The following is a 24,155-nucleotide window of genomic DNA, read 5'->3' on the forward strand; positions in this document are numbered from 1 at the left end:
CTCACCGAACGCCAGAGGGTGTTTTCACACGACATGAACTGGGCGTAGTTCGGCACCTCGCACTTAGGTATCACCACCAATATACCGAAAGTAATCCTGCGCCGGCTCATACATATAAAGAGCACATACTGCAGTTAAATTGGCTACAACGAGAACAAAGGTAAACATGCCATATCCCAAAGCTCCATAGGTGAGCGCCGCAATAAGATCGATCATATGGTAGAAAAGTTGCAGCACGGTCAGAAGAACAAGGACATGCCTGGCCCACATCCGTCCAGCGTAAATGTTCCAACACACAAACGCCGTGGCGACACACCAGAAGAGCGTCGCTACATCTGCCGTGCCCTTGCGAAAGCCGACAAATAGTGTAAGAAGCTGTAGTCCGACGAGGAGGATCATGAATGCGCTGACAAAGCGAAACCCTCTCTTAACCGACTCCTGGGTCATGGAACTATCATAAATGAACGGTTTTCACTCGGTTCCTTATTTGCGCCTCTGGCAGGGAATACCCAACGAGGCCTTGCGCTAGCCTAACCTAACGCCCGTTAGGGACGCCGCGCTATCCTGCGCACATGTCGAGAGCAGTGATCGTCGCGGCGTCGCGGACGCCGACCGGAAAGTTCCTGGGCGCGTTGGAAAGCGTGCCGGCTGTGGAGCTGGGCTCCATCACCTTAAAAGAAACGCTGGCACGCAGCGGCGTCCCAGCTGAACTGATCGAGGAAGTCATCATGGGCCAGGTCGTGCAGGCTGGGTGCGGGCAGAATCCCGCCCGGCAAGCCGCCCTGCGCGCCGGCCTGAGCAGCGAGGTCGGGGCCCTGACCATCAACAAGGTGTGCGGCAGCGGCCTGAAAGCCGTGATCCTGGCCGCGCAGAGCATCCGTGCGGGCGATCAACAGGCCGTGCTGGCGGGCGGCATGGAAAGCATGAGCAATGCACCCCACCTGCTCCCCGGCGCGCGCAAGGGCTACCGCCTGGGCCACGCCCAGGTACTCGATGCGAACACCCAGGACGGCCTGTGGTGCTCGATCAACGAGGAAGGCATGGGCCTGACCGGCGAGCGCGTGGCCGACAGGTACGGCATTGGCCGCGACGAGCAGGATGCCTACGCCACCGACAGCCACCGGAAAGCCATCGCCGCCCAGCAGGCCGGCCGCTTCAGTGACGAGATCGTGCCCGTGACGGTGAAGGGTCGTAAGGGCGACGTGGTCGTCGACTCCGACGAAGGGCCGCGTGCCGACACCAGCCCCGAGACCCTGGCCCGCCTCAAACCTGCCTTCAAGCCGGACGGCACCGTCACTGCCGGAAACGCCCCCGGCCTGAACGACGCCGCCGCGAGCCTCCTGATCATGTCCGAGGAGGCCGCCAAGGCGCATGGCCTGACCCCGCTTGCCGAGATCATCGACTACGCCACCGGCGGCCTGGCTCCCGAATGGGTCATGATGACGCCCGTTCCCGCCACCAACAAACTCCTCTCGAAACTCGGCTGGACTGTCAACGACGTCGATCTGTGGGAACTGAACGAAGCGTTTAGTGTACAGAGCCTCGCCGTGAACCGCGAACTCGGCCTCGACCCCACCCGCGTGAACGTGAACGGCGGCGCGGTCGCCCTTGGACACCCCATCGGCGCGAGCGGCGCCCGCATCCTAGTCACGCTGCTGCACGCGCTGAACCAGCAGGACAAGGAAACCGGCATCGCCACGCTGTGCATGGGCGGCGGCAACGGCCTCGCGCTGGCCATCAAGCGGGTAGGCTAGACCCATGGACACCCCGACCCTGTGGATCATCCAGAGCACGTACCTGAAACCCAAATCCGAGATCGCCGAGGTCACTCCCCGCCACCGTGAATGGCTCGACCAGCACTACCGCTCCGGCACCTTTCTCGTGTCGGGCCGCATGGTGAGTGGCCAGGGCGGCGTGATCGTCGCGCGTGCTAACACGCAGGCCGAACTGGAAGCCATCTTCGCCACGGATCCGTTCGTGGTCGAAAACTGTTCCGAGTACAGCTATCTTCCCTTCTCGCCCGTCAAACGTGGTAAGGCACTGGATCTGGACGGTATCCCGCTGGTGGAGTGACGTGACCTTCCTCAAGTCCAGAACCATCATCGTGTGGGGCTACGCGGCGGTGTTGACGGCTGCCCTGTCGGGACTGCTGATCACGGGCACCGCGACTTCCCCCGACGCCCTGCCGGTCTTCGGGGTGCTGGCCGTCATGGGAATGCTGGTGGCGACGCTCAGCCGCTTAGGGGCGGCCGTGCAGGGCGGCACGCTCAGTGTGTGGCTCGGGCCGTCTCTGTTCCGTCAGGTCTATCCGCTGGCGGCCATCGCGAAAGTGAATGTCGTCAAGGTGGAGTCCCCCTTCGCTGTCGGCCTGCGGCTGCTGCCGGACGGCTGGCTGTACTCGCTGGGCGGGCAGGACTTCACGGAAGTGCGCCTCGTGGGCGGTCGCCGCGTGCTGATCGGCTTCGGCGAGGAATCCGGTCTGCCGGACGCCCTGCGCCGAGCACTGCGCCGTTGACAATCATCAGGAGGCAACCATGAAATTCGGAGTCATTGGTGCAGGGCAGATGGGCGGCGGCATCGCGCAGGTCGCCGCCCAGAGTGGATTCGATGTGGTGGTGCAGGATGTTCAGCAGGCCTTCCTGGATCGTGGGAAGGCTGTGATCGAGAAGTCGCTGGCCAAACTCCATGACAAAGGCAAACTCACGGACACGCCGGACGTCATCCTGGGCCGTATCCGCTTTACCACGCAGTTGGAGGACTTCGCAGACTGTGATCTGGTCGTGGAGGCCATCGTCGAGAACGAACAGGTGAAGGCTGACCTGTTCAGGACGCTTGGGGAGATCGTGAAGCCTTCGGGCATCCTGGCGAGCAACACCAGCTCCATTCCGATCACGGCGCTGGCATCGGCGTCGGGCCGCCCGGAGCTCTTTATCGGGATGCACTTCATGAACCCGGTGCCGCTGATGCAGCTCGTGGAAGTCATCAGGGGCTATTCGACGAGCGACGAGACCGCGCGGATCGTGACCGACACGGCCTCAACGATGGGGAAGACCGCACTCTCGTGCAACGACTTCCCCGGATTCGTGAGCAACCGCATTCTGATGCCCATGCTGAACGAGGCCATTCAGTGCGTCATGGATGGGGTGGCCGAACCGGAGGCCATCGACGGCATCATGAAACTGGGCATGAACCACCCGATGGGCCCACTGACGCTGGCGGATTTCATTGGGCTGGACACCTGCCTGAGCATCATGGAGGTGCTGCACCGGGGCCTGGGGGATGACAAGTACCGGCCGAGTCCGCTGCTGAGAAAGATGGTGCAGGCGGGCCTCCTGGGTCGGAAGAGCGGCCAGGGCTTTTACACCTACTGACACGAGGTAGTCAGAACGGGATCGCAGGGTTCTGTCGTGACCGTAGCTCAAGACATCCTTAAGACGTCGTCAATTTGGTGGATTCAAGCGTCATCTTGTGTGGTCTATGCTGCCCTCATGAACGTCACCCGCCACTACAGCGATACGCGGACGGCACAGGGCCGCGTGCGGTTCCTGATCCACGCCGGCCGTGTGAGCCTGAAAGCGGAGGGGCCCGGCTGGCACCATGACTCGACGCACGCCACCCTGGACGAGGCGGCGATCTTCCTGGCCGCCGTGGATCAGGTGCCCGGCGACCTCTACCGGCAGGCGCTGGACGAGCTGGATCGTCAGGTGCAGTTCGACCAGACGTACAGCGGCGCCGCCTGACCGCCCAACCAACACACATCTGACGCCCCTGGATCATGCCCGATCCAGGGGCTTGGCCTTGGATGCGCGGTGTGGCGGCCAGTCTGCGGCCTACACTGACGCATGACCACGCTGCCTGATCCGGCCGGCGTCCACCCGGACACGGGCCGTCCACTCACCGACCCGTACCGCGCCACCACGCGCGAGAACCTGCTGACCATGTTGCTGGGCCTGTGGCTGATCGGCGGCCTGTTCCTGGACGGCTGGGCGCACAACCAGCGGGGCGACACCATCGAGAGCTTCTTCACGCCGTGGCACGCCGTGTTCTACAGCGGCTTCGCGGCGGTGGCCGCGTGGTGCCTGTACCTCGCGTCGCGTGGGTGGAAGCTGGGGCGGCGCGGCCTGGCCGCCTTCCCGGACGGCTATGCGCTGGCGGGCCTGGGCGTCCCGCTGTTCGCGGTGGCCGGCGCAGGCGACCTGATCTGGCACACGCTGCTGGGCATCGAGGTGGGAATCGAGGCCCTCCTCTCGCCCACCCACCTGGGGCTCTTTACTGGAGCCATGTTGATCCTGGCCGCCCCGTTGAACGCCGCGTGGCGCTCGCCCGTGGGCCGCACCGCTCCCAGCGCAGTGCGGTGGGTCGCGGCCCTCTCGGTCACGTCCATGCTGGCGGCCACGGCCTTCATGCACATGTACATGTGGGGTCTGCTGATGGTGCCGCAGGGGCTCGGCTGGGTGCAGACGCGCGGTGAATTGAGCGCCGTGCTGCTGACGGCCCTGATCATGACCGCGCCGGTGCTGCTGCTACTGCGCCGGTTCACACTGCCGTTCGGCGCGATCACGGTGATGTACGCAGTGACGAACCTGGGGCTGGCGCTCATGCTGCAACCCGGCGACTTCCGCGTGCCTGTGCTGGCGCTGGCCTGCGGGCTGCTGGCCGATGTCTTGCACGCGGTCATGCAGCCGTCACCCCGGCGTCTTCACCACCTGCGGGCCTTCTCGTTCCTGCTGCCACTGTGCGTGTGGGTGCCGTACCTGGGCGGCGCCGTCCGGCTCGGCCTGAGCAACCTGAGCCTGGAGTTGTGGCTGGGCGTGGCGGTCATGGCGGGCCTGGGTGGCCTGGGCCTCAGCGCCCTGCTGTTTCCCCCCGCGCTGCCGCCGGAAGCATCGGGCGACTGAAGTTCAGAGCAGACCGGCATCGAACTGCCGCTGCCGATCGCGGAACGCGGCCTTCTGGGCGTCCGGCGTCCGGGCGTGGCAGTGGGCGCAGCTCACGCCTTCCTCGTACCGCGCGTCGTCCAGCTCCCGGGCATCGAGCGGCCAGCCGCAGGAATGGCACATGACCGCGCTCCCCTCCTTCACCCCGTGGCCCACGGTCACGCGGCCATCGAAGACGAAGCACTCGCCGTCCCACCGGCTGGCCTCCTGGGGCACCTCCTCCAGGTACCGCAGGATTCCGCCCTGCAAGTGAAACACGTCCGTGAATCCGCGCTGAAGCAGCAGGCTGGTGCTCTTCTCGCACCGGATGCCACCCGTGCAGTACATGGCCACCCGCCTGCCGTCCAGCTCCCCGGCGTGCTCGTCCAGCCACGTGGGAAATTCACGGAATGAATCGATCTGCGGATTCACCGCCCCACGGAAAGCTCCGGCCTTGACCTCGTAGCGGTTGCGGGTGTCGATCACGATCACGTCCGGGTCGGCCAGCAGGGCATTCCACTCGGCCGCGCGGACATATGTGCCCACCTGCTCGCGCGGAGCGACCGGCACGCCAAAGGTCACGATCTCCGCCTTCAGCCGCACCTTGAACCGCCGGAATGGCTGGACGGACGCCGTGGATTCCTTGAACTCCAGGTTGCCGAATCCCAGCTCGACCAGCACAGCCTTCACCGCGTCGATGCCCTCGCGCGACCCGGCCACGGTGCCATTGATGCCCTCGGGCGCCACGATCAGCGTGCCGCACAGGGCATGCGCGCGGCCTAGGGCAAGAAGGCGTTCACGCAGCGCGGCGGGATCGAGGACCTCGTGGAACTGGTAGAGCGCGGCGACGATGAAGGGGGCAGACTCGGCCATCGGTGAGGATCATAGCCGATGAACAGCGTTGCGGGGCTCACGTGCCCACTGCGCCATCCGGCCCATTCCCTCTCCCCTGCCCTCTGCTAGCCTCCGCTGTGTGAGCACGCTTCTGGTGGCCGAAGCCGTATCCGTGGTGTACGGAGAGCGGGCGGTGCTGGATGGCGTGTCGCTGAGTGTGGCGGAGGGCGAGCGGGTGGCGCTGCTGGGCCGCAACGGAGCCGGTAAGACGACGCTGCTGCGGGTGCTGACCGGAGAGGTCGTGCCGGACGAGGGCAGCGTGTGGCGGGCGGATGGGCTGCGGGTGGCGGTGCTGGCGCAGCATCATGCGCATCCGGCGGGCGTCAGGGTGGACGACCTGGTGGACGCGGCGCACCCGTACCGGGAGCTGGAGGCGGAGTTGCTGGCGCTGGAGGCCGACCTGGGGAACCCGTCGGTGCTGGAGGCGTGGACGGCGTTGCACGTCCTCCTGGACGCCGCGCAGGCGTATGCGTGGCCCACACGGGTGCGGCGCATCCTGGGGATGCTCGACCTGACGCGCTTCCTGGAGCGGGAGGCGGCGACCCTGTCGGGCGGCGAGCGCACGCGACTGGCGCTGGCCCTGGCGCTGGCGCGCGAGCCGGATCTGCTGGTGCTGGACGAGCCAACGAACCACCTGGACGTGCGGATGCGCGAGTGGCTGGAGGGCTGGCTGCGGGACTTCCGGGGGGGCGTCCTGCTGACCAGCCACGACCGTGATTTTCTGGACGCGGTGGCGGGGCGCTCGCTGTGGCTGGAGGGAGGTGAGGGCACCGAATATCCGGGCGGGTACTCGCGCGCCCGGGCGCAGCGGGAACTGGAGCGCCGCACGCAGTCCCGCGCGGCGCGGCTGGGCGAGCGAGAAGCGGCGCGGCTCTCAGGGAGCGTGGAGCAGCTGGATCGGTGGGGGCGGCGGTCGCGGGCCATGAAATCGAGGGCGAGCCGCGTGGCCGTGCCGGAGGCGCCCCTGCCCGAGCGGCAGCTCCGGATGCGCCTGCTGGCGGGCACATCGCAGGCCCGGCTGGTGGCGTGGGGTGACCACCTCGGGAAGTCGTATGCGGGGCGGCCGGTGCTGTCGGACGTGGCCTTCCGGCTGCGCCAGGGCGACCGGGTGGCCCTGATGGGCGCGAACGGCACCGGCAAGACGACCCTGATGCGCCTGCTGTCGGGTGAGACGGCCCCGGATCCCGGTTCGCCAGAACCTGCGCTGCGGCTGGGCGGTGGGGTGAGCGTCGCCAGTCTGGATCAGACCTGGCATGGCCTGCTGCCCGGCGTGGGATTGCACGCGCAGTTCGAGCGGCGCTTCGGGCGTGGGGCGAACGCGGTGCTGGGCCGCGCAGGCTTCACCGCAGACGACTGGGCCAAGACGCCGGAGGTGCTGTCCGGCGGCGAGCGGGCGCGGGCGGGGCTGGCCCTGGTGAGCGCCCTGCGGGCCGACCTGCTGCTGCTGGACGAACCCACCAACCACCTGGACGTGGAGGCGCTGCACGCGCTGGAGGAGGCCATTCACGCGTATGCGGGCGCGGTCGTGATTGTCACCCATGACCGGCGCTTTGCGCGGGAGGTCGCCAACCGCCTGTGGATGGTGGAGGACGGCACGCTGCGGGAACCCCTCGGCTGGGGCAGCCGCGAGTACCGTGATCCCGCCGCGACGCTCAAGGGGGATCCACCGCCACCCCCCCCGACGCCGACCCCCCGGCAACGGCTGGTGCCGGTCGAGAACCAGCTCTTGGACATCCGCGCGCAGCTCGATCAGCCGGGGAAGCTGACCGGACGCGAGGAGGCCCGCCTGCGCTCGCAGGCTCACGCCCTGCAGGAGCACCTATACGACCTGTACGCGGCGGCCTTCGACGCCCCGCAGTATGACGACCACGTGCGCGAGCCGGGCCTCACCATCCGGGCGCAACGGTTCGGGGCGCATGGCGGCATGTTCTGGGCGGCGCAGGACGAGACCTGCCCGCACCTCGCGTGGGACGGTCTGACCATGCGCTGGAACGGCGATCCGCCGGGCTGGTATGGGGGAATCCTGCTGGGCGGGGCCCTGCGCATTCTGTTCGAACGCTGGAACGTGGGCCGGGTGCAGCTGGGGGAGGACGGCCCACAGCTCACCCGCCGCGTGTGGTTCGAGCGTACGGGCGTGATCCGCTGATGCCCTGATCTCCCACAGAGGGGTCTGGGTCACACCTCATGCGGGCCACCGCTATACTTCCGCGCATGGACGACCTCATCAAAGGACGCCTCGGGGGCGAGAGCGGATACGACATCCGCTGCGTCATCGACGGCGATACGATCAAGGGCCGCGCGGGCGGCAAGCTGCACGGCAAGGACATCGACCTCGAAATCACCGAACGCGGCGTGCAGGGTTCCGTGGGCGCGGACAGCGTGAAGATCGAACTGACCGACGGCGAGCTCAAGGGCAACGTGGGCAGCCAGAAACTCGTGCTGCGCGGCGTGGATCGCGTGACCGGCTTCATGGGTGAACCCATCGTCGGGTGGAACGTGGTGGCGCAGCAGAGCGGCGAGAAGCTGGTCGGTCAGCTGGGCAGCACGGTGCTGGGCCGCCCCTTCGAGCTGGAACTGGGCAGCGCGCCCGGCTGGGTGGGCACCCTGGTGGCCATCGTGGCCTTCTACGCGCTGGAGCCCCGCGCGAGCGTGACCGTCAGCCACTGAGCCGGGATTCCCAGGGGCCGCGTCCAGGAGTCTGGGGCGCGGCCCTTCTATGATTCTCAGTTGCCGAAGCGGTACGTGACCCCGAACCGAACCTGGGTGGTCTCGGTGGTGTTCTTCACGCCGATACTCACGCTGGTGCGCGGATTGATGTTGTACGCGGTGCTGAAGCTGGGTCGCAGCGACTGCAGGTTCAGGCCAGTCAGGGGGGTGCTGACGCTGAAGGTGAAGCGGTTGTCCGGCGTGCTGTACGTCGCGTCGATCAGACCCTTGCCGTTCAGATCCACCTGATATTGCAGGTACAGGTTGCGGGTGAGGTACGAGCCGAGCGTGATGGTGGCCCCCAGGGAACCGTCCGCGTTCGTGAGCTGCGGCGTGAAGCGGAAGACGTCCAAGCCGAAGGCGCGGGCGATGGTGCGCTCGACTTCGCCCAGCACGAAGACGTTCAGGGCCGTCTGCAGGGCGCTGGTGCCGAGCGAACTCAGGTTCTCCGGCAGGGCGGTCAGGTTCGGCACGCCCGTCGCGACCAGGGCGTACAGTTCCGGCTCGCTGTAGGCGATCCCGGTGGTCGGGTCTGTGCACACCGATCCCTGGGTGGGGCAGGTGAGGGTGGTGGTGAGATCCAGGCTGGTGTCGCCGCTGGTGCGCGTCACGAACTGCCCGGTCAGGTGGATGCTGACCGGCACGCTCTGCCCGGTGGTGGAGGACGGCACGGTGCCCTGCGCGGTGATGTCGAACTTCGGAAACAGGCTGCTGCCGTCGAAGGTGACCGTGGACGCCTGGAGCGTGAATTCGTTCTCTCGCAGGTAGATGAACCCCCGCTGGGACACGATAGTGCCCGCCAGCAGCGGCCGCGCCCCCGTCCCCGAAAGCATCAGGTTGCCGCTAAATTCCGCCCGAACGAGGTTCTCGTCGACGCGGATGCCGCCCGGCGCGCGGATGGGAATGTCTTCGAACACCAGGCGCTCCAGGAAGGGCCGGGCGGGCGCGGCGGCCGTGTCCTGCGCGGGTTTGGGGAAGGTCGTGTACTGCTCGGGCAGCGGACTGGCGTAGTTGTCGGTGGTGCGCCCGGTGGTGCTGGTGGTCGTGCTCTGCCCCGGCGACGGAATGGTCGTGGGGGCGTTCACGCGCCCGAGGATCAGCCGCAGGAAGTCGGCCGCGCCGGTCACGTGGATCACCGTGCCGTCGTCGATGGCGCTCAGGTCGGCGTTGAGGGCACTCTCGCGACCATACACGATGCCCAGGGGCAGGTTGTAGTTGCGGGCGATCAGGCTCAGGTTCCAGCGCGGCGCGAGGTCTCCGCTGAGAGTCAGCGTCCCCGCGCCCGTGGTGGTGTTGGTGCTGAGGCTCTGCACGTTCACGGTCCAGCGGGTGTCGGTCTCCTGTTTCAGCGTGGCGGTGGTGTTCGGCAGGGCCCCCAGCACCTGCGGGGCGAGCAGGCCCTTGAAGGTGGCCACCACGCCGCTCAGGCGGCCCTGCGTGAGCTGTCCCTTCACACTGACCGCGCCGTCGGTGGCCACCGTGCCGCCCGTGAGCACCTGCCCACCCGCCGTGAAGGCCCCGCTGTCCGGCAGGTCGCCCGCGAGGCGCGGCACCTGGACGCTCAGGCCCGCGACGGTGCCGCTCAGGTTGGTGACCCGCACGGCGGCGCGCGGCTGCGCGTACGTTCCCGCCGCGCTCAGGACGACGGTGCCCTTGAAGTTCGCGCCCAGGTCGGCCAGCGACGGCACGAGCTGCAGCACCGGGGTGAAGGTCGTATTCGCGAACTGCGCGGTCAGGTCGACCTTGTCGTGGGTGTACTGACCGTGCACGTCCCAGGTGCCAGCCCCGGCCAGCTGGATGTTCACGGACCGCAGCTCCCGGTTCGCGAAGTTCAGGGAACCGCTGCCGATCAGCGTGTCGGTCATGGGCTTGCCGTCCAGAGTGGACGTCGCACTCACCCGGATGCGTTCCGCGACGACGGTCGCGGTGCCCGCCAGCGGATCGCCGAGCGGGAACCGGAAGCGGATCACGCCCGTCAGGACACCCTCTCCGGGCGTGGTGCCGGCCACCGCACCGATCACGGCGCCCAGCGGCAATGCCCGCAGGCTGCCCTGACCGAAGACCTCGCCGCTGCTCAGGCCCGCCGTGAATTCCGATTCGCCCAGGAACCCCCGGATGCGCCAGTCACCGGCGACCTGCGTGCCCTCGATGCGGGCGGGCAGGGTCTTGCCGCCGATGGTGAGGGGATCGGCCCGCACGACGAAGGTGCCGCCCCCGTCCCGGAGGTTCGCTTCCCCGCTGAGGGGACCGGACAGGCCGGGGGCGAGCTTCAGGTCGCGGACTTCCAGGCTGTCGAGCACGGCCCGGACGGCGTAGCCCTGATCCGTGGCGTGCACCGCCACGATCGACGAGGCGGCAGGCAGCACGTCGGCGATACCGCCCGACGCGTCCACGCTGGCTGACCCGGCCCCGCTGGCGGCGGTGAGGGCGGCCGTGAAGGTCTGCCCACCCAGGGCGAGCGTGCCGCCGAGCGTGAGGTTCTGCCCGGCCGCATTGACGGGGTAATCGGCGAGCGTCACCGTGCCGTTGAGCCCACTGGTGTCGGCCCCGACCTTCAGGTCGATGGTGCCCTGCTGGTGGGTGAGGTGCCCGGTCAGCTGGCCCGTCCAGCGGCGTTCCCCCTGGGCAGCGTTCAGGGTCAGGGTGCCCGCCGGGAGCGTGGCCACCGCCTTCACGCTGGGTTTCCCGCCGCTTAGGGTCACGTCGGCGGTGACGTCTCCGGCCAGGGTGACCCCCAGGTAAGGAATGGTGATCGGGGTGGTGACGTCCGTGACCTGCACGGCCAGCGCGCCCGCCTGACCGTCCGAACGAACCTGTCCCGTGGCCGTGACGGTGCCCTCGTAGCCCGGGAGATCCAGGCGGGAGAGCTGCAGTCCGGGCAGGTTCGCTGCGATCTGCGTGCCGTCCCACGCCACCTGGCCGTCCCGCTCGCCGTCGCTCACGGTCAGGCTCGCCGCGTGCAGGCTGGCGGTGCCGGCGGCGCGCCACTGGCCCCGGCGTACACTGAGCAGCAGGGTCGGGTTGGCCAGCGGGCCGGACGGAGTGACGCTGAACCCGAGTTCCGGACGGGTCAGGCTGGCCGCACCACTCCACGCCCACGCGCCCGCTTGATCGGGCCGGAGTTCCAGCACCCCGCTGGCGGTCGCCGCCGGGCCGTCCACCAGCCGGAGCTGCACGTACCGGGCGGTGGCCACCACGCGCGCGCCGGCCCCGAGAACGCCCGCCTCGCCGCCCAGGCGTGGGTACGCCAGGGGGCCGGTCACGGTCAGGGCGGCCGGGCCGGTCAGGATGCCGGCGGGGCCGCCCGAGACCTGCGCCGTGCCGTGCCAGCCGGTAAGCGGATCAAGGTGCAGGTCGAGCGCCGCGTTCAGGTTCTGCGGGCCGGTGATCTGGCCGGTCACGCCCAGCGAACGGGCCCCATACGTGGCGCGCAGCGTGCCCCCCACCGTGCCACTTGCCGCCACGGTTACGTCGGCGGTGCCGTTCAGGGCGGCGGTGCCGCTGAGCTTCACCGTGCTCCCCGCCGCCGTCAGGGCGAAGCCGCTGAGTTTGACGCTGCCGCCGCTGACGCTGGCCACGGTCGAGCCTGCCTGGGTGAGCATCCCCGTCAGCGAGGACAGCGTGCCGGTGAAGGTTCCCGTCGTGTCGGCGAGGGTGACGCCGGAGGCCGTGGCGCCACTGGTGCTGAGCTGGGCAGCGAGGGTCGGAGCGGCGAGGGTGCCACCCACGGTCGCGTCCAGGGTCGCGTCGCCCGTTCCCCCGACCAGCGGAAGCGGCCGGAGGCTCAGGGTTCCGGTCAGGGCGGGCAGGAAGCCGGTCAGGCGGCCCAGCGTCAGGGTGCCGCCGCCGAGGGTGCCCGCGTCCAGCCGGTAGGTGCCGAGCCCATCGCCGGTCAGGGACAGAGGTTCGGCCACACCAGCGACCGTGGCGTTCACCGCACCCGCGAGCTTCGGCCAGGTTCCGGCGAGATCCACCTTCGCGGTGGTGCCGCCGCTGGCAACCGTGCCGTACACACGTGCATCAACGCGGCCCTGGGAGAGGTTCAGGTTCTTGACATCGGCATACAGGGTGCCGCGGGCCGCCCCGAGCAGCGCGGCACGGACCGTGGCATGGGGGTCGGTAACCCGGCCCGCCAGGGTGATGCGCGCGTCCACGGCGTCCGTCCGGGCGGACACGGTTCCCTCGACGGTGGGGTCGGCCGCCCGGCCGCGCACCGTCAGGTCGGCCCCTAGCGTGCCGCGCCCCAGCGACACCGCGCGGACATACTGGGTCGCCAGATCACTGACGGTGACATGCACGCCATCGGGCAGGCTGCCCTGTGCGCGCAGGACGCCGCCGCGCAAGCTGCCGCTCAGGGCCGCGTCGATCTGGCGGGGGGTGTAGGTGGCGCTGCCGTACAGGCTGAACGGTCCCGCCTGCTCCTGTTCCCCCCGGATGGCGAGCGTGCGCAATCGGAGGTAGTGCGGCCCGCCCGCGAGCGTGCCCTGCGCCGTCACGCTTCCGGCGAGATCCAGCGTCCGCACGTTCAGACCGGAAGGCAGCAGCCGGGCCACCTGGATGGGATCGGTTCGCAGCGTCAGGTCGTAGCGGCCCGAGGTGAGGGCGCCGCCGCCCGCGACCTTCGGCCCGGCCAGCCGCACGCTGACGTCACCGGCACGGTACGTGGCGCCCAGGTCACCGCTCAGGTCGCCGGCCGTGTCGAGCACCGCGCCCTTGAAGCCCGCTTCGGGTGCGCTCCACGTCCGGCCGCCCAGCGTGGCCGTGCCGCTCAGACTGAGCTGGTCGGCACGGCCCCACAGCGCGCCCGCGTCGAAGGCAGCCAGGGTCACGGTGCCGCCCGGACGGAAGGGCAGGCTGGCCGGCAGGGTGCCGGTCACGCGGGCCTGCCGGGGGGGCAGGCCGATCATGGCTGCGAGCTTCAGCTCGCCCTGCCCGTCGATCACGGCGTCCAGCGGGCCGCCGGGCACGGTGCCGGTGGCACGCAGGGTGCCGCTCCAGCCCGTGCGGGCGTTCCAGCCGGGCGTACCCCGCAGATCCACGCGGGTCGTGCCCGACAAGTACGCCGTGTCGAGCTTCAGCCGGGCATTCTGCAGACCGCCAAGGGCGTTCGCACCGAGCTGGCCGCGCAGAGTACCGGCCACGCTAGCGCCGCTGACGCTGGCCCGCCAGTCCTGGCCGAGCAGGTGGGCGCTCAGGCGCGACCCGGCCGCCTGGAGTCCGGCCACGCCGGAGCTGAGGGTGCCCTGCGCGCTGACGTCGGGCCGGGTGAACGATCCACCCACCTGCGCCGTGTACGTGCCGGGCAGGCCCGACGTGAGCGTGGCCTTCGCACTGATTCCGAGGGCGGGCAGCAGGGTGCCGCTGGCCCGCACCTGTCCGAGGCCCAGGGTCGCGGTGGCTCCCTGCACCCTCAGCACGGAGCCCCGGTAGCTCAGCGGCGCGGCGAACCGCACTCCGGCCGCCATGCCGCTGGCCGTGACGCGCAGATCGGCCAGCGTGCCACCCACGGTCGCCTGTAGATTCCCGGCCGCACCGGTCAACGGTTTCAGGTCGCTGAGGGTCACGGCCCCCGTCGTGTGCCAGCCGGAAAGACCGTTTCCAGCCCCCCTATTCACCGTGAGGGCGAGGTCGGCACCGGCGGCGCTTCCGTTGATCCGCAGGGCGGGCACGCGCCCGGTCAGTCCCGTCGCCACAGCCGTGAGGTTCACCGCCTGCTTCTGATAAATGCCCTTCACTCCCAGGGTGAGGGCCGTGTCGGCCGCGCCCCGCAGCGTTCCAGTGAGCCCCTGGTAGCCCAGGGTCGCGTCCGCCGTGGGGTACAGCGGGCCGCTGATCCGCACGGGCACGCCACCCAGGGTGCTGGTCAGGTCGGCCGAGACCTGCCCGCGCGTCAGGCGGACGAGCCCGGCGGCCCGCTGCCCCTGCGCGGCGATGTTGATCCTCGCGCGCCCGGTCGCCTGCGCGAAGTTGAGCTTCGGTACCTGCACGTCCAGCGTGGCGCTGCCCTGGGCACCGGGCAGCAGGGGCCGCAGCGTGCGGGCGTCGAGCACGGCGCCGTCGATCACCAGCGACTGGCCGTCGTAGCGCACGGGAAGGCGCGTGCCGGGGTGCGTCAGGGTGCCGGAGGCGCGCAGTCCGCCCTGCCATGACACGCGAGCGTCGAGGCCCAGCGGGTCGCCCAGGTACCGCGTGCCGCTCAGGGCCAGCGTGGCCGAGGTCGGCGCGAGGTTCACGGTGACCTGTCCAGGCGTGATCTCGGGTCGCAGCACTGTGGGCAACAGGCCGGTGAACGGGGCCAGGGAGGTGCTGAAGGTTCCGCCCAAGGTGGGCAGGACGGCGACCCGGCCAGTGATCGGCCCTGCCGGAACAGCGTCCAGACCGGTGCCGGTTCCTTCCACGCTTAGGGTGCCGGGGGCACCGGCCAGCGCATACCGCGCCCGCAGCGCGCCGCTCCACGTGCCGGCGCGGAAGGTCAGGCCACCGACCGTGGCCCGGGCTCCGGTCAACGAGGCGCGGAGTGGGAAGGTCTGGCGGGGCACGCTCACGCGAGCAGGCACCGTGCCGTAGGCCATGGCCTTGAGCGTGACGGTGCCGTGCAGATCGGCCACGCCGCCCCGGGCATCCGCGTCCACATATGGGCCGCGCACGCGCACGGTGAGGTCAGAGACGGTCGCGGGCAGGGTGAGGTGGCCGCTGGCAATCACGTCGTGCCCGGCGAAGGTGCCGGTCGCGCGGATCGAGCCGTCGGCGGCCGTGACCAGCAGCGGCCCGGCGTTCAGGGTGCCGCTCAGCAGGTTGTTCCGGGCGGTCAGAGTGCCCGTGAGCGTCTGTCCGGCCAGCGTGAGTCCCTGCGCCCGCACGTCGAAGTCTGAGAACCCGCGCAGATCGACCGTCGCCTTCCCGCCGCCCGCATCGGTGACCGTGACCAGCCCACGCGGTTCGGTGCCGCGGCCCTCGATGTGCCCGTCGACGTACAGGCCGCCCAGGCCGGTCTGGCTGGCGATCGGCCCGCGCACGTTCACCGAGTACCGGCCGTCTGGCAGCGACGCCGTGCCGCGCGCCTGGAGCCCCTCGGCGTCGGTGACGAGCAGGTTCAGCGCGTTCCAGGGGCCAGTGGCCGTCACGGTGTACTGGTCGAGCACGCCGCGCGCCTCGACCGCGCCACGCCACGCGGTGCGGCCCGCCCGTGGCGGCCCCCAGGTGGCGCGGCCCTGCACGCGGCCCACCTGTCCGAAGGCGGTGAGCGCTTGCTGACCGGTGACGCGGGCCAGTCCGGTCGTGGCGTCGTAGGTGGCGGTGAGGTCGCCCCACGTGCCGCTGACGGCGAGGCGGGGAGTCAGGGTGCCGCGCAGGTTCACGGCCTGCGCGGGGATGGTCACGCCTCCGAAGGCGAGGTCGCCGGTGCGACCGGTTGCGCTGGCCTGCAGGTTGCCGTAGGGGCCACTGACGCTCGCGGTCAGGGTCTGGCCCTGGGCGGTCACGCTGCCGCCGACCTGGACATCCGGGTAGATGCGGCCCGCGAGCTGGGCACTTGCACCGCCAGCGCTGGCCGTCACACGGGCCGTAACCGCGCCCGCCGCGCGGGCCAGGGTGCCGACCACACCCACGCCGGATGCGGAGGCCCGGATCGTCGCCGTCCCCCCGGTGCCCGATAGGTTCAGGTCGAGGGTGCCCGCCAGATCCGCGACCTTCACCAGCGGCCGCAGTGCGGCGAGGTTCACGCGGCCGGTGGCGGTGATGGCCTGTCCGTCGATCACGCCGCGCGCGGTCTCCCCCTGCGTGGTCAGGTCGAAGCGCACACCGTTGTCGATGCTGAGGGTGCCCTGGATGTCGGCCCCGCGCACGCGGGCGGTGGTGCGGTAGGGCGCGCTGAGGGCCGTGTCGGCGAGGACGGTGATGCCACCCGCCGTGCCGCTCACGCTGGCGCGGGTGCCGTGCCCGGTGGCGGTGAGGTTGTAGCCGTTGCCCCGCGCGGTCAGGGTGCCGAAAGCCTTCAGGGTCGTGGTGACGGTCGCGTTGCCGTTCACGACGATGCCCCCGGCGGCACGCAGGCCATGCAGGCTGACCCGGAAGGAATCCTGCGCCCACCGCGCGAGCTGCCCGCCCGGCGCGAAGGTGCCCTGCTGGCGCACGTAATTCAGGTTAAGCGGCCCTCGCAGGGTGTCGGTCAGCCCCGGCACCTGCGCGGCCAGCGTACCGGTCACGTCGCCACCGGTCAGATCGATGCGTCCGGCGCCGTCCAGCGTGAGGCCCGCGCCCCTGAGGTTGCGGGCCGTCCACGTTCCCCGGAAGGCCCGGTCGAGGTTCAGGGTGGCGGTTCCCAGATCCGCCCGCACCCCGGCCTTGTCGAGGACGGCCGTGCCCGCCAGCGCGAAGGGCCCCGCCACTCCATCGGTGATGACCGCCCGCAGGTTCGTGGGCACACCGCTGAGGGCCACGTGTGCCCTGGCCGCGCCGTAGGTGGGATTCAGAGCCGCGTCCAGCGCCAGCCCCTTCAGCTCCAGGGTGCCGCGCAGGGGGCCACCCAGTCCGCTCCCCACGAAGCTCAGGCGGTTGTGCGCGTCGATGGTCGCCTGCACGTCCAGCGGCTTCTGCCCAAAGGAGCCGACGACAGTGGCCTGCCCCAAGCGGCCCAGCGCCCAGGTGCCTTCGAGGTGCTGGGGCGCGCCGGCCAGGTGGGTATCGGCGCTGAAGGCCAGGTCGTTGGTGAGCCCGCCCTTGTGGCCGGGTTCGCTCAGGAAGGTGTACTGCGCGTTCGCATCGGTAAATCTCACGCCGGCCAGCGTGCCGGCCCCGGTGGCGTAGCCCTTCACGCGCACGGTCGTCCAGCCCCCGGCCGTCACGCGCAGCTTGAGGTCGCCGGTGCCAGCGGTGCCGAGCGCCGTGGCCAGCCCAGCCACGGTGGGCGCCGCGTCGGCGGTGACCGTCCAGTTCTTCGCGCTCAGATCGACGCCACCGGTCGCGGTGACCGGCCCGTTCCAGCCGAGACCGGCGATCTTGAAGCTGATGTCGTTGCCCTGGTGCGTAGCGCCGCCCGTGATTCCGGTCACGGTCACGAACTTCGCCTCTGGCACGCGGATGGCCCCGCCCGTCAGGTGGACGTCACCCCGCACGGGGCCGTCGCCGACCACGTACTGCCCGCTGAGCTGCCCCGCGGTGATCCCGGGCCAGAACTGGTTCACCAGACGGGCATCGGCATCGAAGTGGATGGTAAAGATGTTCCCACTGGCGCCCTGAGTGATCCTGACGTCGGCCTGCGCCGGGCCGTGGCTCGTGTTGCCGCGAATCGCCAGCGTGCCATCGGCTCCTGTCTGTACGCTGAAATTCCCATCCGGGAGGTTCACGCCCGTTCCGTCCACGTTCACGCGGGTGTTGCGCACGTCCACCTGCCCCAACCGCACCGTCCAGCCGCTTCCCGTACCCGCCGTGCCCGGCTTGCCGGACAGCAGCTGTTTCAGGCGGAGATCCACCACGGCGTCGGACGCCTGTACGGCCAACGTCACGGCCTTCCCGGCCAGATCCAGGTGATCGATGGTCACGCCGACCGTTCCGGCCGTCGCCTCGACGCCGGGCAGCTTCACGGTCACGTCGTTCAGGCGGGGGGCCCACAGCGGCCCGCTGACCCGCCCGGCCGTGACGCCCGCCGGGCCACCGTACTGCCGCACCAGTAGGCCGCCGAACAGGGTGGGCAGGAAGGCGACGACCAGCGCCAGCACGGCCAGGACAGCCAGGAGTACCCACGGCCAGATCCGGCGGCGGCGGGACGGCGGGGGAGCGTCGGGAACCGGCGGAGTGGGGTCGGCGGGGAGCGGACGGGGCTCGTCCGTCACGCGCCCACCCGCTCCCAGTTCATCCGTCCACCGCACCGCATTCCTCGCATTCTACGCACGGCGACGTGAGGGGCGCACCTGCGCGGAACTCACCGAACCGTCAGCCCCGTCGCACCGCGCCGCGCCCTGGGCCGCTAGCATGCCCGGCATGCGCCTGACCGCTCTCGTTTCCGGCACCGTCCAGGGCGTCGGCTACCGCCAGTACGTGCAACGCCGCGCCCGCGACCTGAAGCTCACCGGCTACGCCGAGAACCTCCTCGACGGCCGCGTGGAGGTCGTTGCCGAGGGATTTGAAGACGACCTGACTCGCCTCCTGCACTGGATCGGTCGAGGCCCCCCGCACGCCCGCGTGACCGAGGTGCAGACGCAATACGCCGAGGCGACCGGCCTGCGGGACTTCCATATCTACTGAGGGGGCCGGCACCTCAGAACAGCGCTCCGGCGTGCGAGACGATCAGCAGCGCGGCGTCCGACGGCTCCACCTGCGAGGTATCGATGCGGATGGCGTCCGGTGGAGCGCTCAGGTTCCCGCGCCGGATCAGCAGGTCACGCAGCTGCACCGGATCGCGCAGTTTCAGCCTCTCCTGCCGCTCGGGCCGGACCACGCGCTGGGCCAGTTGATCCACTGGGCATGACAACCACACCGGCACGAACACCGCGCCACGGTCGGCAGCGATGCCCCGCAGCTGCTCGACGGCCCCCGCCGCGCCCGGCGAGTCTGAGAGGTAGTTGGTCAGGACGTGCGAATGACCCCGCGGCGCCATAATCAGAGCCTTCAGACTGAGCTGCCGCACCGCCTCGGCCAGTTCGAAAACCTGGGCGGGAAGCGGACTGATCCCGTCGGCGCCGTAGGCCCGGAAAATGGGGTCGTTCCACAGGTGGTTGTCGAGCAGGGCCGCGCCCGTGAGCGCCGAGAGGGCCTTGCCCACCGTCCGTTTGCCGCTGGCGGGTGGCCCGGCCAGATAGTACAGATGGCCCATCCCACCAGTCTGACGGTCTCCCGCGCGACCGTCATCCCTGAACTGGCGCGGCGCCCCGGCCGCAGGGCCAGGGCGCCGGCTCAGCGGAGCTTATTCCAGAATCGCTTCGTGGACGATCTCGACGTTGCCCTTCATGACGTTGCTCAGGGGGCACATGTCGGCCGCCTGCTTCACGTGCTCCTCGAAGTCGGCCTGATCGCTGCCCGTGACCTTCCCGCGCACGCTGAGGCGCATGGTGCTCACCTTGAAGCCCGCGCCGTCTCGCACCATCTCGCAGGTGGCCTGGGTGTCCAGGGACTCGACGGTATGCCCGTGGTTGGCAAGCAGGGCGGACAGCTGCATGGTGAAGCAGCCGGCGTGCGCGCTGGCCAGAAGTTCCTCGGGGTTGGTGCCCACGCCACTCTCAAAGCGGGTTTTGAAGCTGTACTGCGCGTCCTTCAGGGTGCCGCTCTCGGTGCTGACGGTGCCGGTGCCGCTCCGCAGGTCGCCTTCCCAGTGGGCCGATGCCTTCCTCGCAATGTCTGCCATGTCCCGAGTCTGCCCTGACCCGCCCGCGCGTGCCTTTACCTGGGGTTGAGGTGCCCATCATGCACGCGGGCCGAGCGGTCTACACTCGCTCCATGCAACCTCAGCAGTGGATGGTGCCGGGCGCGCCCGTCAGCGGCTTTTCGTGGATCGCGCCGAGCCCGTGCGGCAATGTGCTGCTCTCGCATGGCGTCGGCGAGTACGCGGGCCGCTACGTGGAGCGCTACCACGCGCTGATTCCCACGCTGGTGAACGCCGGATTCAGCGTGTACGCCTACGACCAGCGCGGGCACGGCACGTCGGGCGGACAGCGGGCAGTGGTGGACATGGCCGTGCTGGTCGAGGATCACCTGAAGGCGCGCGAGGCCTTGCGGGCCGAGACCGGCCCGCTGTTCCTGTTCGGTCATTCGATGGGCGGCCTGATCACGGCGGCCAGCGCCGCCCGCGACCCGCGTGGCGTGAGCGGTGTGGTGCTGTCCAGTCCCGCGCTGCTGGTCGGCGAGAACGAGCCTGCCTTGGTCAAGCGTCTTGCTCCGCTGCTGGCCCGGATTGCCCCCGGGCTGCCTATGACAGATCTCGGCACCGCGGGCCTGTCCCGCCTGGCCGACGAGGTCGCCGCCTATGAGGCCGACGAGAGCGTCTATCACGGCAAGGTGCCTGCCCTGACCGGCGCGAGCATGCTGGGCCTGAGCGCTTCCCTGTGGCCGCTCTACGCGAAATGGACGCTGTCCACCCTGGTCATCCACGGCACTGCCGACCGGCTCACCGATCCGCAGGGCAGCCGGCGGTTCGTGGACACGATCCAGTCCGGTGACAAGACGCTGGTGCTGGAGGAGGGCGGCTACCACGAACTCCTGAACGACGAGCCCCGTGAGAAGATCCGGGGACTGATCGTGGACTGGCTGCGGGCACACACGGGCGGCTGAGTCAGTCCGCTCCACCCGGCACGCCATCCCGCACGTCGGGGTGAAGGCCGAAATCCTCGGCGATCAGGCGCGCGGTCATCTTGGCGGACATCATGACGCTGGGCGTGCCGCCACCAGGCTGCGCACCCGCGCCGACCAGATAGAGGTTGCGCACGTCCTCGCTGCGGTTGTGCGGGCGGAAGAAGGCGCTCTGGATCAGCACCGGCTCCGGGCCGAAGGCGTTTCCGAGGTAGGAATCCAGCGCGCCCTCGAAGTAGTCGGGCGTGATGAACTCGCTGTGCGTCAGGCGCCCACGCAGGTTCGGAATGTACCCGCGTTCCTCCAGCAGGTCGTAGACGCGCTCGACCAGTTTCGGGCCTTCCACCGTCCAGTCCAGGCCGCTGGCGTTGTGCGGCACTGGCACCAGCGTGTAGGCCGCGTGGTGTCCCTCGGGGGCGAGGCTGGGATCGGTCAGGGTCGGCACGTGCAGGTACTGGCTGAAGTCCTGGCCCAGCACCTTCTTCCCAAAGATCTCGGTCAGCAGTTCCTCGTAGCGCGGCCCCAGGATGATGTTGTGGTGGCGCAGGTTGAGATCTGAAGCGTCCTTGCGGAACCCGAAGTAGATGACCAGCAGGCTCATGCTCTGCCGGGCGGCCTTCACGCGCAGGTCACTGTTCACGAGCCGGGCAGCGGTGGGCACGCGCCGGAGGTAGGTGTTCGCCCAGTCGCCGTTGCTGACGACGATGTCGGCGTGTCGTTCCGCGCCAGTCTCCAGCCGGACGCCGCGCGCCACCCGCTTCCCCAGAGGATGGCGGACGGGCTGGCCCCGGCCGTCCGTGACGAGGATCTCGTCCACACCCTGCCCGTACTCGATGTGCCCGCCGAGCTCCTCGAACTTCCGCACGAACGCGCGCACCAGGGCGCCGGTGCCGCCCATGGCGTAGTGGATGCCCCAGGTCTTCTCGACGAAGTGGATCATGGCGTAGATGGCGGGCACGCTCAGGGGATTGCCGCCCACCAGAAGGGTCTCGAAGGAGAACACCTGCCGCATCTTCGGGTTGCTGAAGTATTTGCGGGTGAAGCCGAACAGGGTCCGCACAGCGTCCAGCCGCAGCAGATCCGGCACGACCCGCAGCATGCTGCCCACATCCCCGAAGTGCGTATAACCGAGCTCAAGGAAACCGCGCTCAAAGATGGCCTTCGCGTCGGCATGAAAGCGTTCGTAGCCGGCCAGGTCTTCCGGGGCCAGCTCGCCGATCTGGCGGCGGGTGCTGGCCGGATCGCCGTCGTAGTCGAAGTACGTGCCGTCGTCGAACCAAATGCGGTAGAAGGGCAGGATCGGCACCAGGGTCACGTACTCGCGGGTGCGGGGGCCGCCGCTCTCCCCCGTCCGCACGCGGGCTTCACTGTCCAGCACATGCGGCGGGTAGTCGGGCTCCCCCAGCCCGCCCGCGCCACGCTCCAGGGTGAACAGTTCCTCGATGAAGTGCGGGACGGTGATCACGGTCGGCCCCATATCGAACACGTAGCCGTCCGGCGTGCGCTTCTGGTAGGCCCGGCCGCCCGGCTGGTCGAGCCGTTCGAGGATGGTCGTGTCGAAGCCCAGGGCTTGCAGGCGGATGCCCAGGCTCAGGCCACCGATGCCGGAACCGATGATCAGGGCCGACTTGCGGCGGGGTGTAGGGGTCATGCGTGAGGTACCTCCCGCCGACCGGGAGGCGCGGCGTGAACGTGAAGTCGGGAGTCAGGGCAGAGGGCGCTCAGGGCAGGGGCGGGCTGCGGAGTTCCCACCACACGCGCGGCACCATCAGCAGTTTGCGCGGGCCGCTCACATAGGCGCGGCGGCCGAAGTTGTCGAAGTCGTTGCGGGCCAGGTCGTCCAGGATGCCCTCGTAGGCGCGGGCGGCGGTTGCCACGGCCAGCCGGGCGCTGCCGTGCAGTAGCGGAATGCCCCGGCGGCCCTGCGCGTACCACTCGCGGGCCAGCGCCGTGAGGTCGAGCATCATCGCGCGGTACTCGGGCGTGACCGTTCCGGCCTCCAGGGTGGTACGCGTGACGCCGTGGCGCTTCATCTCACTGAGCGGCAGGTACACGCGGCCACGCGCGAGGTCCTCGCCGACATCCCGCAGGATGTTCGTGAGCTGCATGGCCTGCCCGAGCTTCAGGGCATAGTCCAGCGTGCGCGGCCCGCCGTGGTAGCCGCTGATCGGGGCGATCATGAAGCCCACGACTCCCGCCACGCGGCGGCAGTACAGGGTCAGGTCGTCCATGTCCTCGAAGGTGTGCCCGCACACGTCCATCAGCAGGCCGTCGTGCAGTTCCTCGAAGGCCGCCAGGGGGATGTCGTAGGTCTGGGCTGCCCACGCGAGCGCCATCTCGACCGGGTGGGGGCCGGGGGGGCCGTGAAAGGCGCGCTGCGTCCTGGCCCACCAGTCGGCCAGGGCCACCTGCGCGTGCTCCCCACTGAGTTCGTCGGCGATGTCGTCGCCGTCCCGGCAGGCCGCGTACACGGCCCACACGGCCTGCCGCTGGCGGGACGGGAAGAACCGCGACCCGAGGTAGAAGGTCTTGGAGTGCGCCCGCGTCACGTCCCGGCAGTGCGCCACCGCCTCCTGAAGGGTGGCGGGCGCGGCGGGGGCAGGGTTCACGTCAGTCACAGGGATGTCCTTGCCGCGAGTGTATGCGGAACGCGGGGCGGGAAACGTCTCATTTTCTTACAGACTGGCCACGGGGGGTCTCAGATACCGCTCGAACCGCACCGCACCGAGGGTCAGGCCATGCACCAGCGTGCATCCGGGCAGATCCGCGCTCACCCACGCTGGATCTGGAAAGTGCAGGCCGCCCAGCGTCGGCACCGACAGCACGCTCTGCACCGGGCCGGCCGTGCGGAGCAGGTACATCATCCACAATTGACCGCCCGGCCGGAGCACGCGGGCCGCTCCCTGCAGGAAGCGCGCCGGGTCGTGGGTCTCGTTCAGGGTGGCGCCAACCGTCACGCCGTCGAAGCGGCCTTCGGGCAGGTCATTCGACTCGACGTTCATGACCGCCCAGTCGATGTGGTCATGCGGCTGCTGCCGGGCGGCCTCGCGCAGCATGGCCGGGCTGAGATCCACGGCGAGCACGCGGCATCCCGCGCGGGCCAGCAGCCCGGCGTAGAACCCGGTGCTGGTGCCCGCATCCAGCCACCACTCGCCGGGCTGGGGGCGGCACTGGCCCAGGAACAGGGCGGTCTCCTGTGCTAGAGAGAACGGTCGCCCGGCCAGCAGTCCCAGTGAACGCCGCCGCCACGCGGTGTACGTCCGGGCCGTGAGGGGCGCGAAGTTGCTCCGCTGGGCGGCCGTCAGGCTGGGTGGGCCGGAGTTCAGGTTTTCTTTGCGCTGGCCCGAAGCGTCCATGCAA

At 69.7% G+C, this 24,155-nt stretch carries 18 protein-coding genes; 10 read left to right on the forward strand and 8 right to left on the reverse strand.

Annotated features, from left to right (window positions below; all coding sequences use genetic code 11):
• Window positions 1–63: 63 nt before the first annotated feature.
• Complete coding sequence (locus tag E7T09_RS05235) at window positions 64–447, reverse strand: hypothetical protein (RefSeq protein ID WP_136388038.1); 384 nt, start codon at window positions 445–447, stop codon at window positions 64–66.
• A gap of 125 nt (window positions 448–572) precedes the next feature.
• On the opposite strand from E7T09_RS05235, the gene E7T09_RS05240 reads away from it, so the two are divergent.
• From E7T09_RS05240 to E7T09_RS05265, 6 genes are all read left to right on the forward strand, one after another.
• The gene (locus E7T09_RS05240) at window positions 573–1,754 is read left to right on the forward strand and encodes an acetyl-CoA C-acetyltransferase (RefSeq protein ID WP_136388039.1); all 1,182 of its coding nucleotides are present in this window, start codon (window positions 573–575) and stop codon (window positions 1,752–1,754) included.
• 4 nt (window positions 1,755–1,758) lie between these two features.
• Window positions 1,759–2,073: a YciI family protein gene (locus E7T09_RS05245; protein WP_136388040.1), complete on the forward strand. Its 315-nt coding sequence runs from the start codon at window positions 1,759–1,761 to the stop codon at window positions 2,071–2,073.
• A gap of 1 nt (window position 2,074) precedes the next feature.
• Window positions 2,075–2,515, forward strand: coding sequence for a hypothetical protein (locus tag E7T09_RS05250; RefSeq protein WP_136388041.1), 441 nt, complete (start codon window positions 2,075–2,077; stop codon window positions 2,513–2,515).
• Window positions 2,516–2,534: 19 nt separating this feature from the next.
• Window positions 2,535–3,371: a 3-hydroxyacyl-CoA dehydrogenase family protein gene (locus E7T09_RS05255; protein WP_136388042.1), complete on the forward strand. Its 837-nt coding sequence runs from the start codon at window positions 2,535–2,537 to the stop codon at window positions 3,369–3,371.
• A 117-nt stretch (window positions 3,372–3,488) separates the two neighbouring features.
• Window positions 3,489–3,740, forward strand: a complete 252-nt coding sequence (locus tag E7T09_RS05260; RefSeq protein WP_136388043.1) for a hypothetical protein — start codon at window positions 3,489–3,491, stop codon at window positions 3,738–3,740.
• Window positions 3,741–3,842: 102 nt separating this feature from the next.
• The gene (locus tag E7T09_RS05265) at window positions 3,843–4,898 is read left to right on the forward strand and encodes a hypothetical protein (RefSeq protein WP_136388044.1); all 1,056 of its coding nucleotides are present in this window, start codon (window positions 3,843–3,845) and stop codon (window positions 4,896–4,898) included.
• Between the two features lie 3 nt (window positions 4,899–4,901).
• Here E7T09_RS05265 and E7T09_RS05270 read toward each other — a convergent pair whose 3' ends face one another.
• The gene (locus E7T09_RS05270) at window positions 4,902–5,789 is read right to left on the reverse strand and encodes a rhodanese-related sulfurtransferase (RefSeq protein ID WP_136388045.1); all 888 of its coding nucleotides are present in this window, start codon (window positions 5,787–5,789) and stop codon (window positions 4,902–4,904) included.
• A gap of 100 nt (window positions 5,790–5,889) precedes the next feature.
• Here E7T09_RS05270 and E7T09_RS05275 point away from each other — a divergent pair, with 100 nt between their 5' ends.
• Together E7T09_RS05275 and E7T09_RS05280 are read left to right on the forward strand one after the other, a co-directional pair.
• Window positions 5,890–7,956 carry an ABC-F family ATP-binding cassette domain-containing protein gene (locus tag E7T09_RS05275; protein WP_136388046.1) on the forward strand — a complete coding sequence of 689 codons (2,067 nt, stop codon included), beginning with the start codon at window positions 5,890–5,892 and terminating at the stop codon, window positions 7,954–7,956.
• Window positions 7,957–8,021: 65 nt separating this feature from the next.
• Window positions 8,022–8,477: a hypothetical protein gene (locus E7T09_RS05280; protein WP_168734704.1), complete on the forward strand. Its 456-nt coding sequence runs from the start codon at window positions 8,022–8,024 to the stop codon at window positions 8,475–8,477.
• A 56-nt stretch (window positions 8,478–8,533) separates the two neighbouring features.
• Here the strand turns inward: E7T09_RS05280 and E7T09_RS05285 are convergent, their stop codons facing one another.
• Window positions 8,534–18,346 (reverse strand): translocation/assembly module TamB domain-containing protein, encoded by a 9,813-nt coding sequence (locus tag E7T09_RS05285; RefSeq protein ID WP_240741621.1) that lies wholly within the window; start codon window positions 18,344–18,346, stop codon window positions 8,534–8,536.
• 148 nt (window positions 18,347–18,494) lie between these two features.
• Between E7T09_RS05285 and E7T09_RS05290 the strand changes: the two genes are divergently transcribed.
• On the forward strand, window positions 18,495–18,758 hold the full coding sequence (locus E7T09_RS05290) for an acylphosphatase (protein ID WP_136388048.1): 264 nt from the start codon (window positions 18,495–18,497) through the stop codon (window positions 18,756–18,758).
• A 13-nt stretch (window positions 18,759–18,771) separates the two neighbouring features.
• On the opposite strand, the gene E7T09_RS05295 is transcribed toward E7T09_RS05290, so the two are convergent.
• Both E7T09_RS05295 and E7T09_RS05300 read right to left on the reverse strand, forming a co-directional pair.
• A complete protein-coding gene (locus E7T09_RS05295; protein ID WP_240741622.1) occupies window positions 18,772–19,326 on the reverse strand; it encodes a hypothetical protein in 555 nt (184 codons plus the stop codon).
• Between the two features lie 90 nt (window positions 19,327–19,416).
• Window positions 19,417–19,854: an OsmC family protein gene (locus E7T09_RS05300; RefSeq protein ID WP_136388049.1), complete on the reverse strand. Its 438-nt coding sequence runs from the start codon at window positions 19,852–19,854 to the stop codon at window positions 19,417–19,419.
• 92 nt (window positions 19,855–19,946) lie between these two features.
• Here E7T09_RS05300 and E7T09_RS05305 point away from each other — a divergent pair, with 92 nt between their 5' ends.
• A complete protein-coding gene (locus tag E7T09_RS05305) occupies window positions 19,947–20,777 on the forward strand; it encodes an alpha/beta hydrolase (protein ID WP_136388050.1) in 831 nt (276 codons plus the stop codon).
• 1 nt (window position 20,778) lies between these two features.
• On the opposite strand, the gene crtI is transcribed toward E7T09_RS05305, so the two are convergent.
• From crtI to E7T09_RS05320, 3 genes are all read right to left on the reverse strand, one after another.
• The gene (gene crtI / locus E7T09_RS05310; protein WP_136388051.1) at window positions 20,779–22,446 is read right to left on the reverse strand and encodes a phytoene desaturase family protein; all 1,668 of its coding nucleotides are present in this window, start codon (window positions 22,444–22,446) and stop codon (window positions 20,779–20,781) included.
• Window positions 22,447–22,516: 70 nt separating this feature from the next.
• Window positions 22,517–23,404: a phytoene/squalene synthase family protein gene (locus E7T09_RS05315; RefSeq protein WP_240741666.1), complete on the reverse strand. Its 888-nt coding sequence runs from the start codon at window positions 23,402–23,404 to the stop codon at window positions 22,517–22,519.
• A 66-nt stretch (window positions 23,405–23,470) separates the two neighbouring features.
• Window positions 23,471–24,151: a class I SAM-dependent methyltransferase gene (locus E7T09_RS05320; protein ID WP_370293721.1), complete on the reverse strand. Its 681-nt coding sequence runs from the start codon at window positions 24,149–24,151 to the stop codon at window positions 23,471–23,473.
• Window positions 24,152–24,155: the final 4 nt, after the last annotated feature.

It is taken from the genome of Deinococcus sp. KSM4-11 (assembly GCF_004801415.1).
Taxonomy (GTDB): Bacteria; Deinococcota; Deinococci; order Deinococcales; family Deinococcaceae; genus Deinococcus.

Coding starts and splice junctions, on each gene's coding strand:
- E7T09_RS05280 (WP_168734704.1), top strand. CDS start 8,022: ATGGACGACCTCATCAAAGGACGCCTCGGGGGCGAGAGCGGATACGAC.
- E7T09_RS05270 (WP_136388045.1), bottom strand. CDS start 5,789: ATGGCCGAGTCTGCCCCCTTCATCGTCGCCGCGCTCTACCAGTTCCAC.
- E7T09_RS05245 (WP_136388040.1), top strand. CDS start 1,759: ATGGACACCCCGACCCTGTGGATCATCCAGAGCACGTACCTGAAACCC.
- E7T09_RS05295 (WP_240741622.1), bottom strand. CDS start 19,326: ATGGGCCATCTGTACTATCTGGCCGGGCCACCCGCCAGCGGCAAACGG.
- E7T09_RS05240 (WP_136388039.1), top strand. CDS start 573: ATGTCGAGAGCAGTGATCGTCGCGGCGTCGCGGACGCCGACCGGAAAG.
- E7T09_RS05260 (WP_136388043.1), top strand. CDS start 3,489: ATGAACGTCACCCGCCACTACAGCGATACGCGGACGGCACAGGGCCGC.
- E7T09_RS05300 (WP_136388049.1), bottom strand. CDS start 19,854: ATGGCAGACATTGCGAGGAAGGCATCGGCCCACTGGGAAGGCGACCTG.
- crtI (WP_136388051.1), bottom strand. CDS start 22,446: ATGACCCCTACACCCCGCCGCAAGTCGGCCCTGATCATCGGTTCCGGC.
- E7T09_RS05235 (WP_136388038.1), bottom strand. CDS start 447: ATGACCCAGGAGTCGGTTAAGAGAGGGTTTCGCTTTGTCAGCGCATTC.
- E7T09_RS05255 (WP_136388042.1), top strand. CDS start 2,535: ATGAAATTCGGAGTCATTGGTGCAGGGCAGATGGGCGGCGGCATCGCG.
- E7T09_RS05305 (WP_136388050.1), top strand. CDS start 19,947: ATGCAACCTCAGCAGTGGATGGTGCCGGGCGCGCCCGTCAGCGGCTTT.
- E7T09_RS05265 (WP_136388044.1), top strand. CDS start 3,843: ATGACCACGCTGCCTGATCCGGCCGGCGTCCACCCGGACACGGGCCGT.
- E7T09_RS05320 (WP_370293721.1), bottom strand. CDS start 24,151: ATGGACGCTTCGGGCCAGCGCAAAGAAAACCTGAACTCCGGCCCACCC.
- E7T09_RS05290 (WP_136388048.1), top strand. CDS start 18,495: ATGCGCCTGACCGCTCTCGTTTCCGGCACCGTCCAGGGCGTCGGCTAC.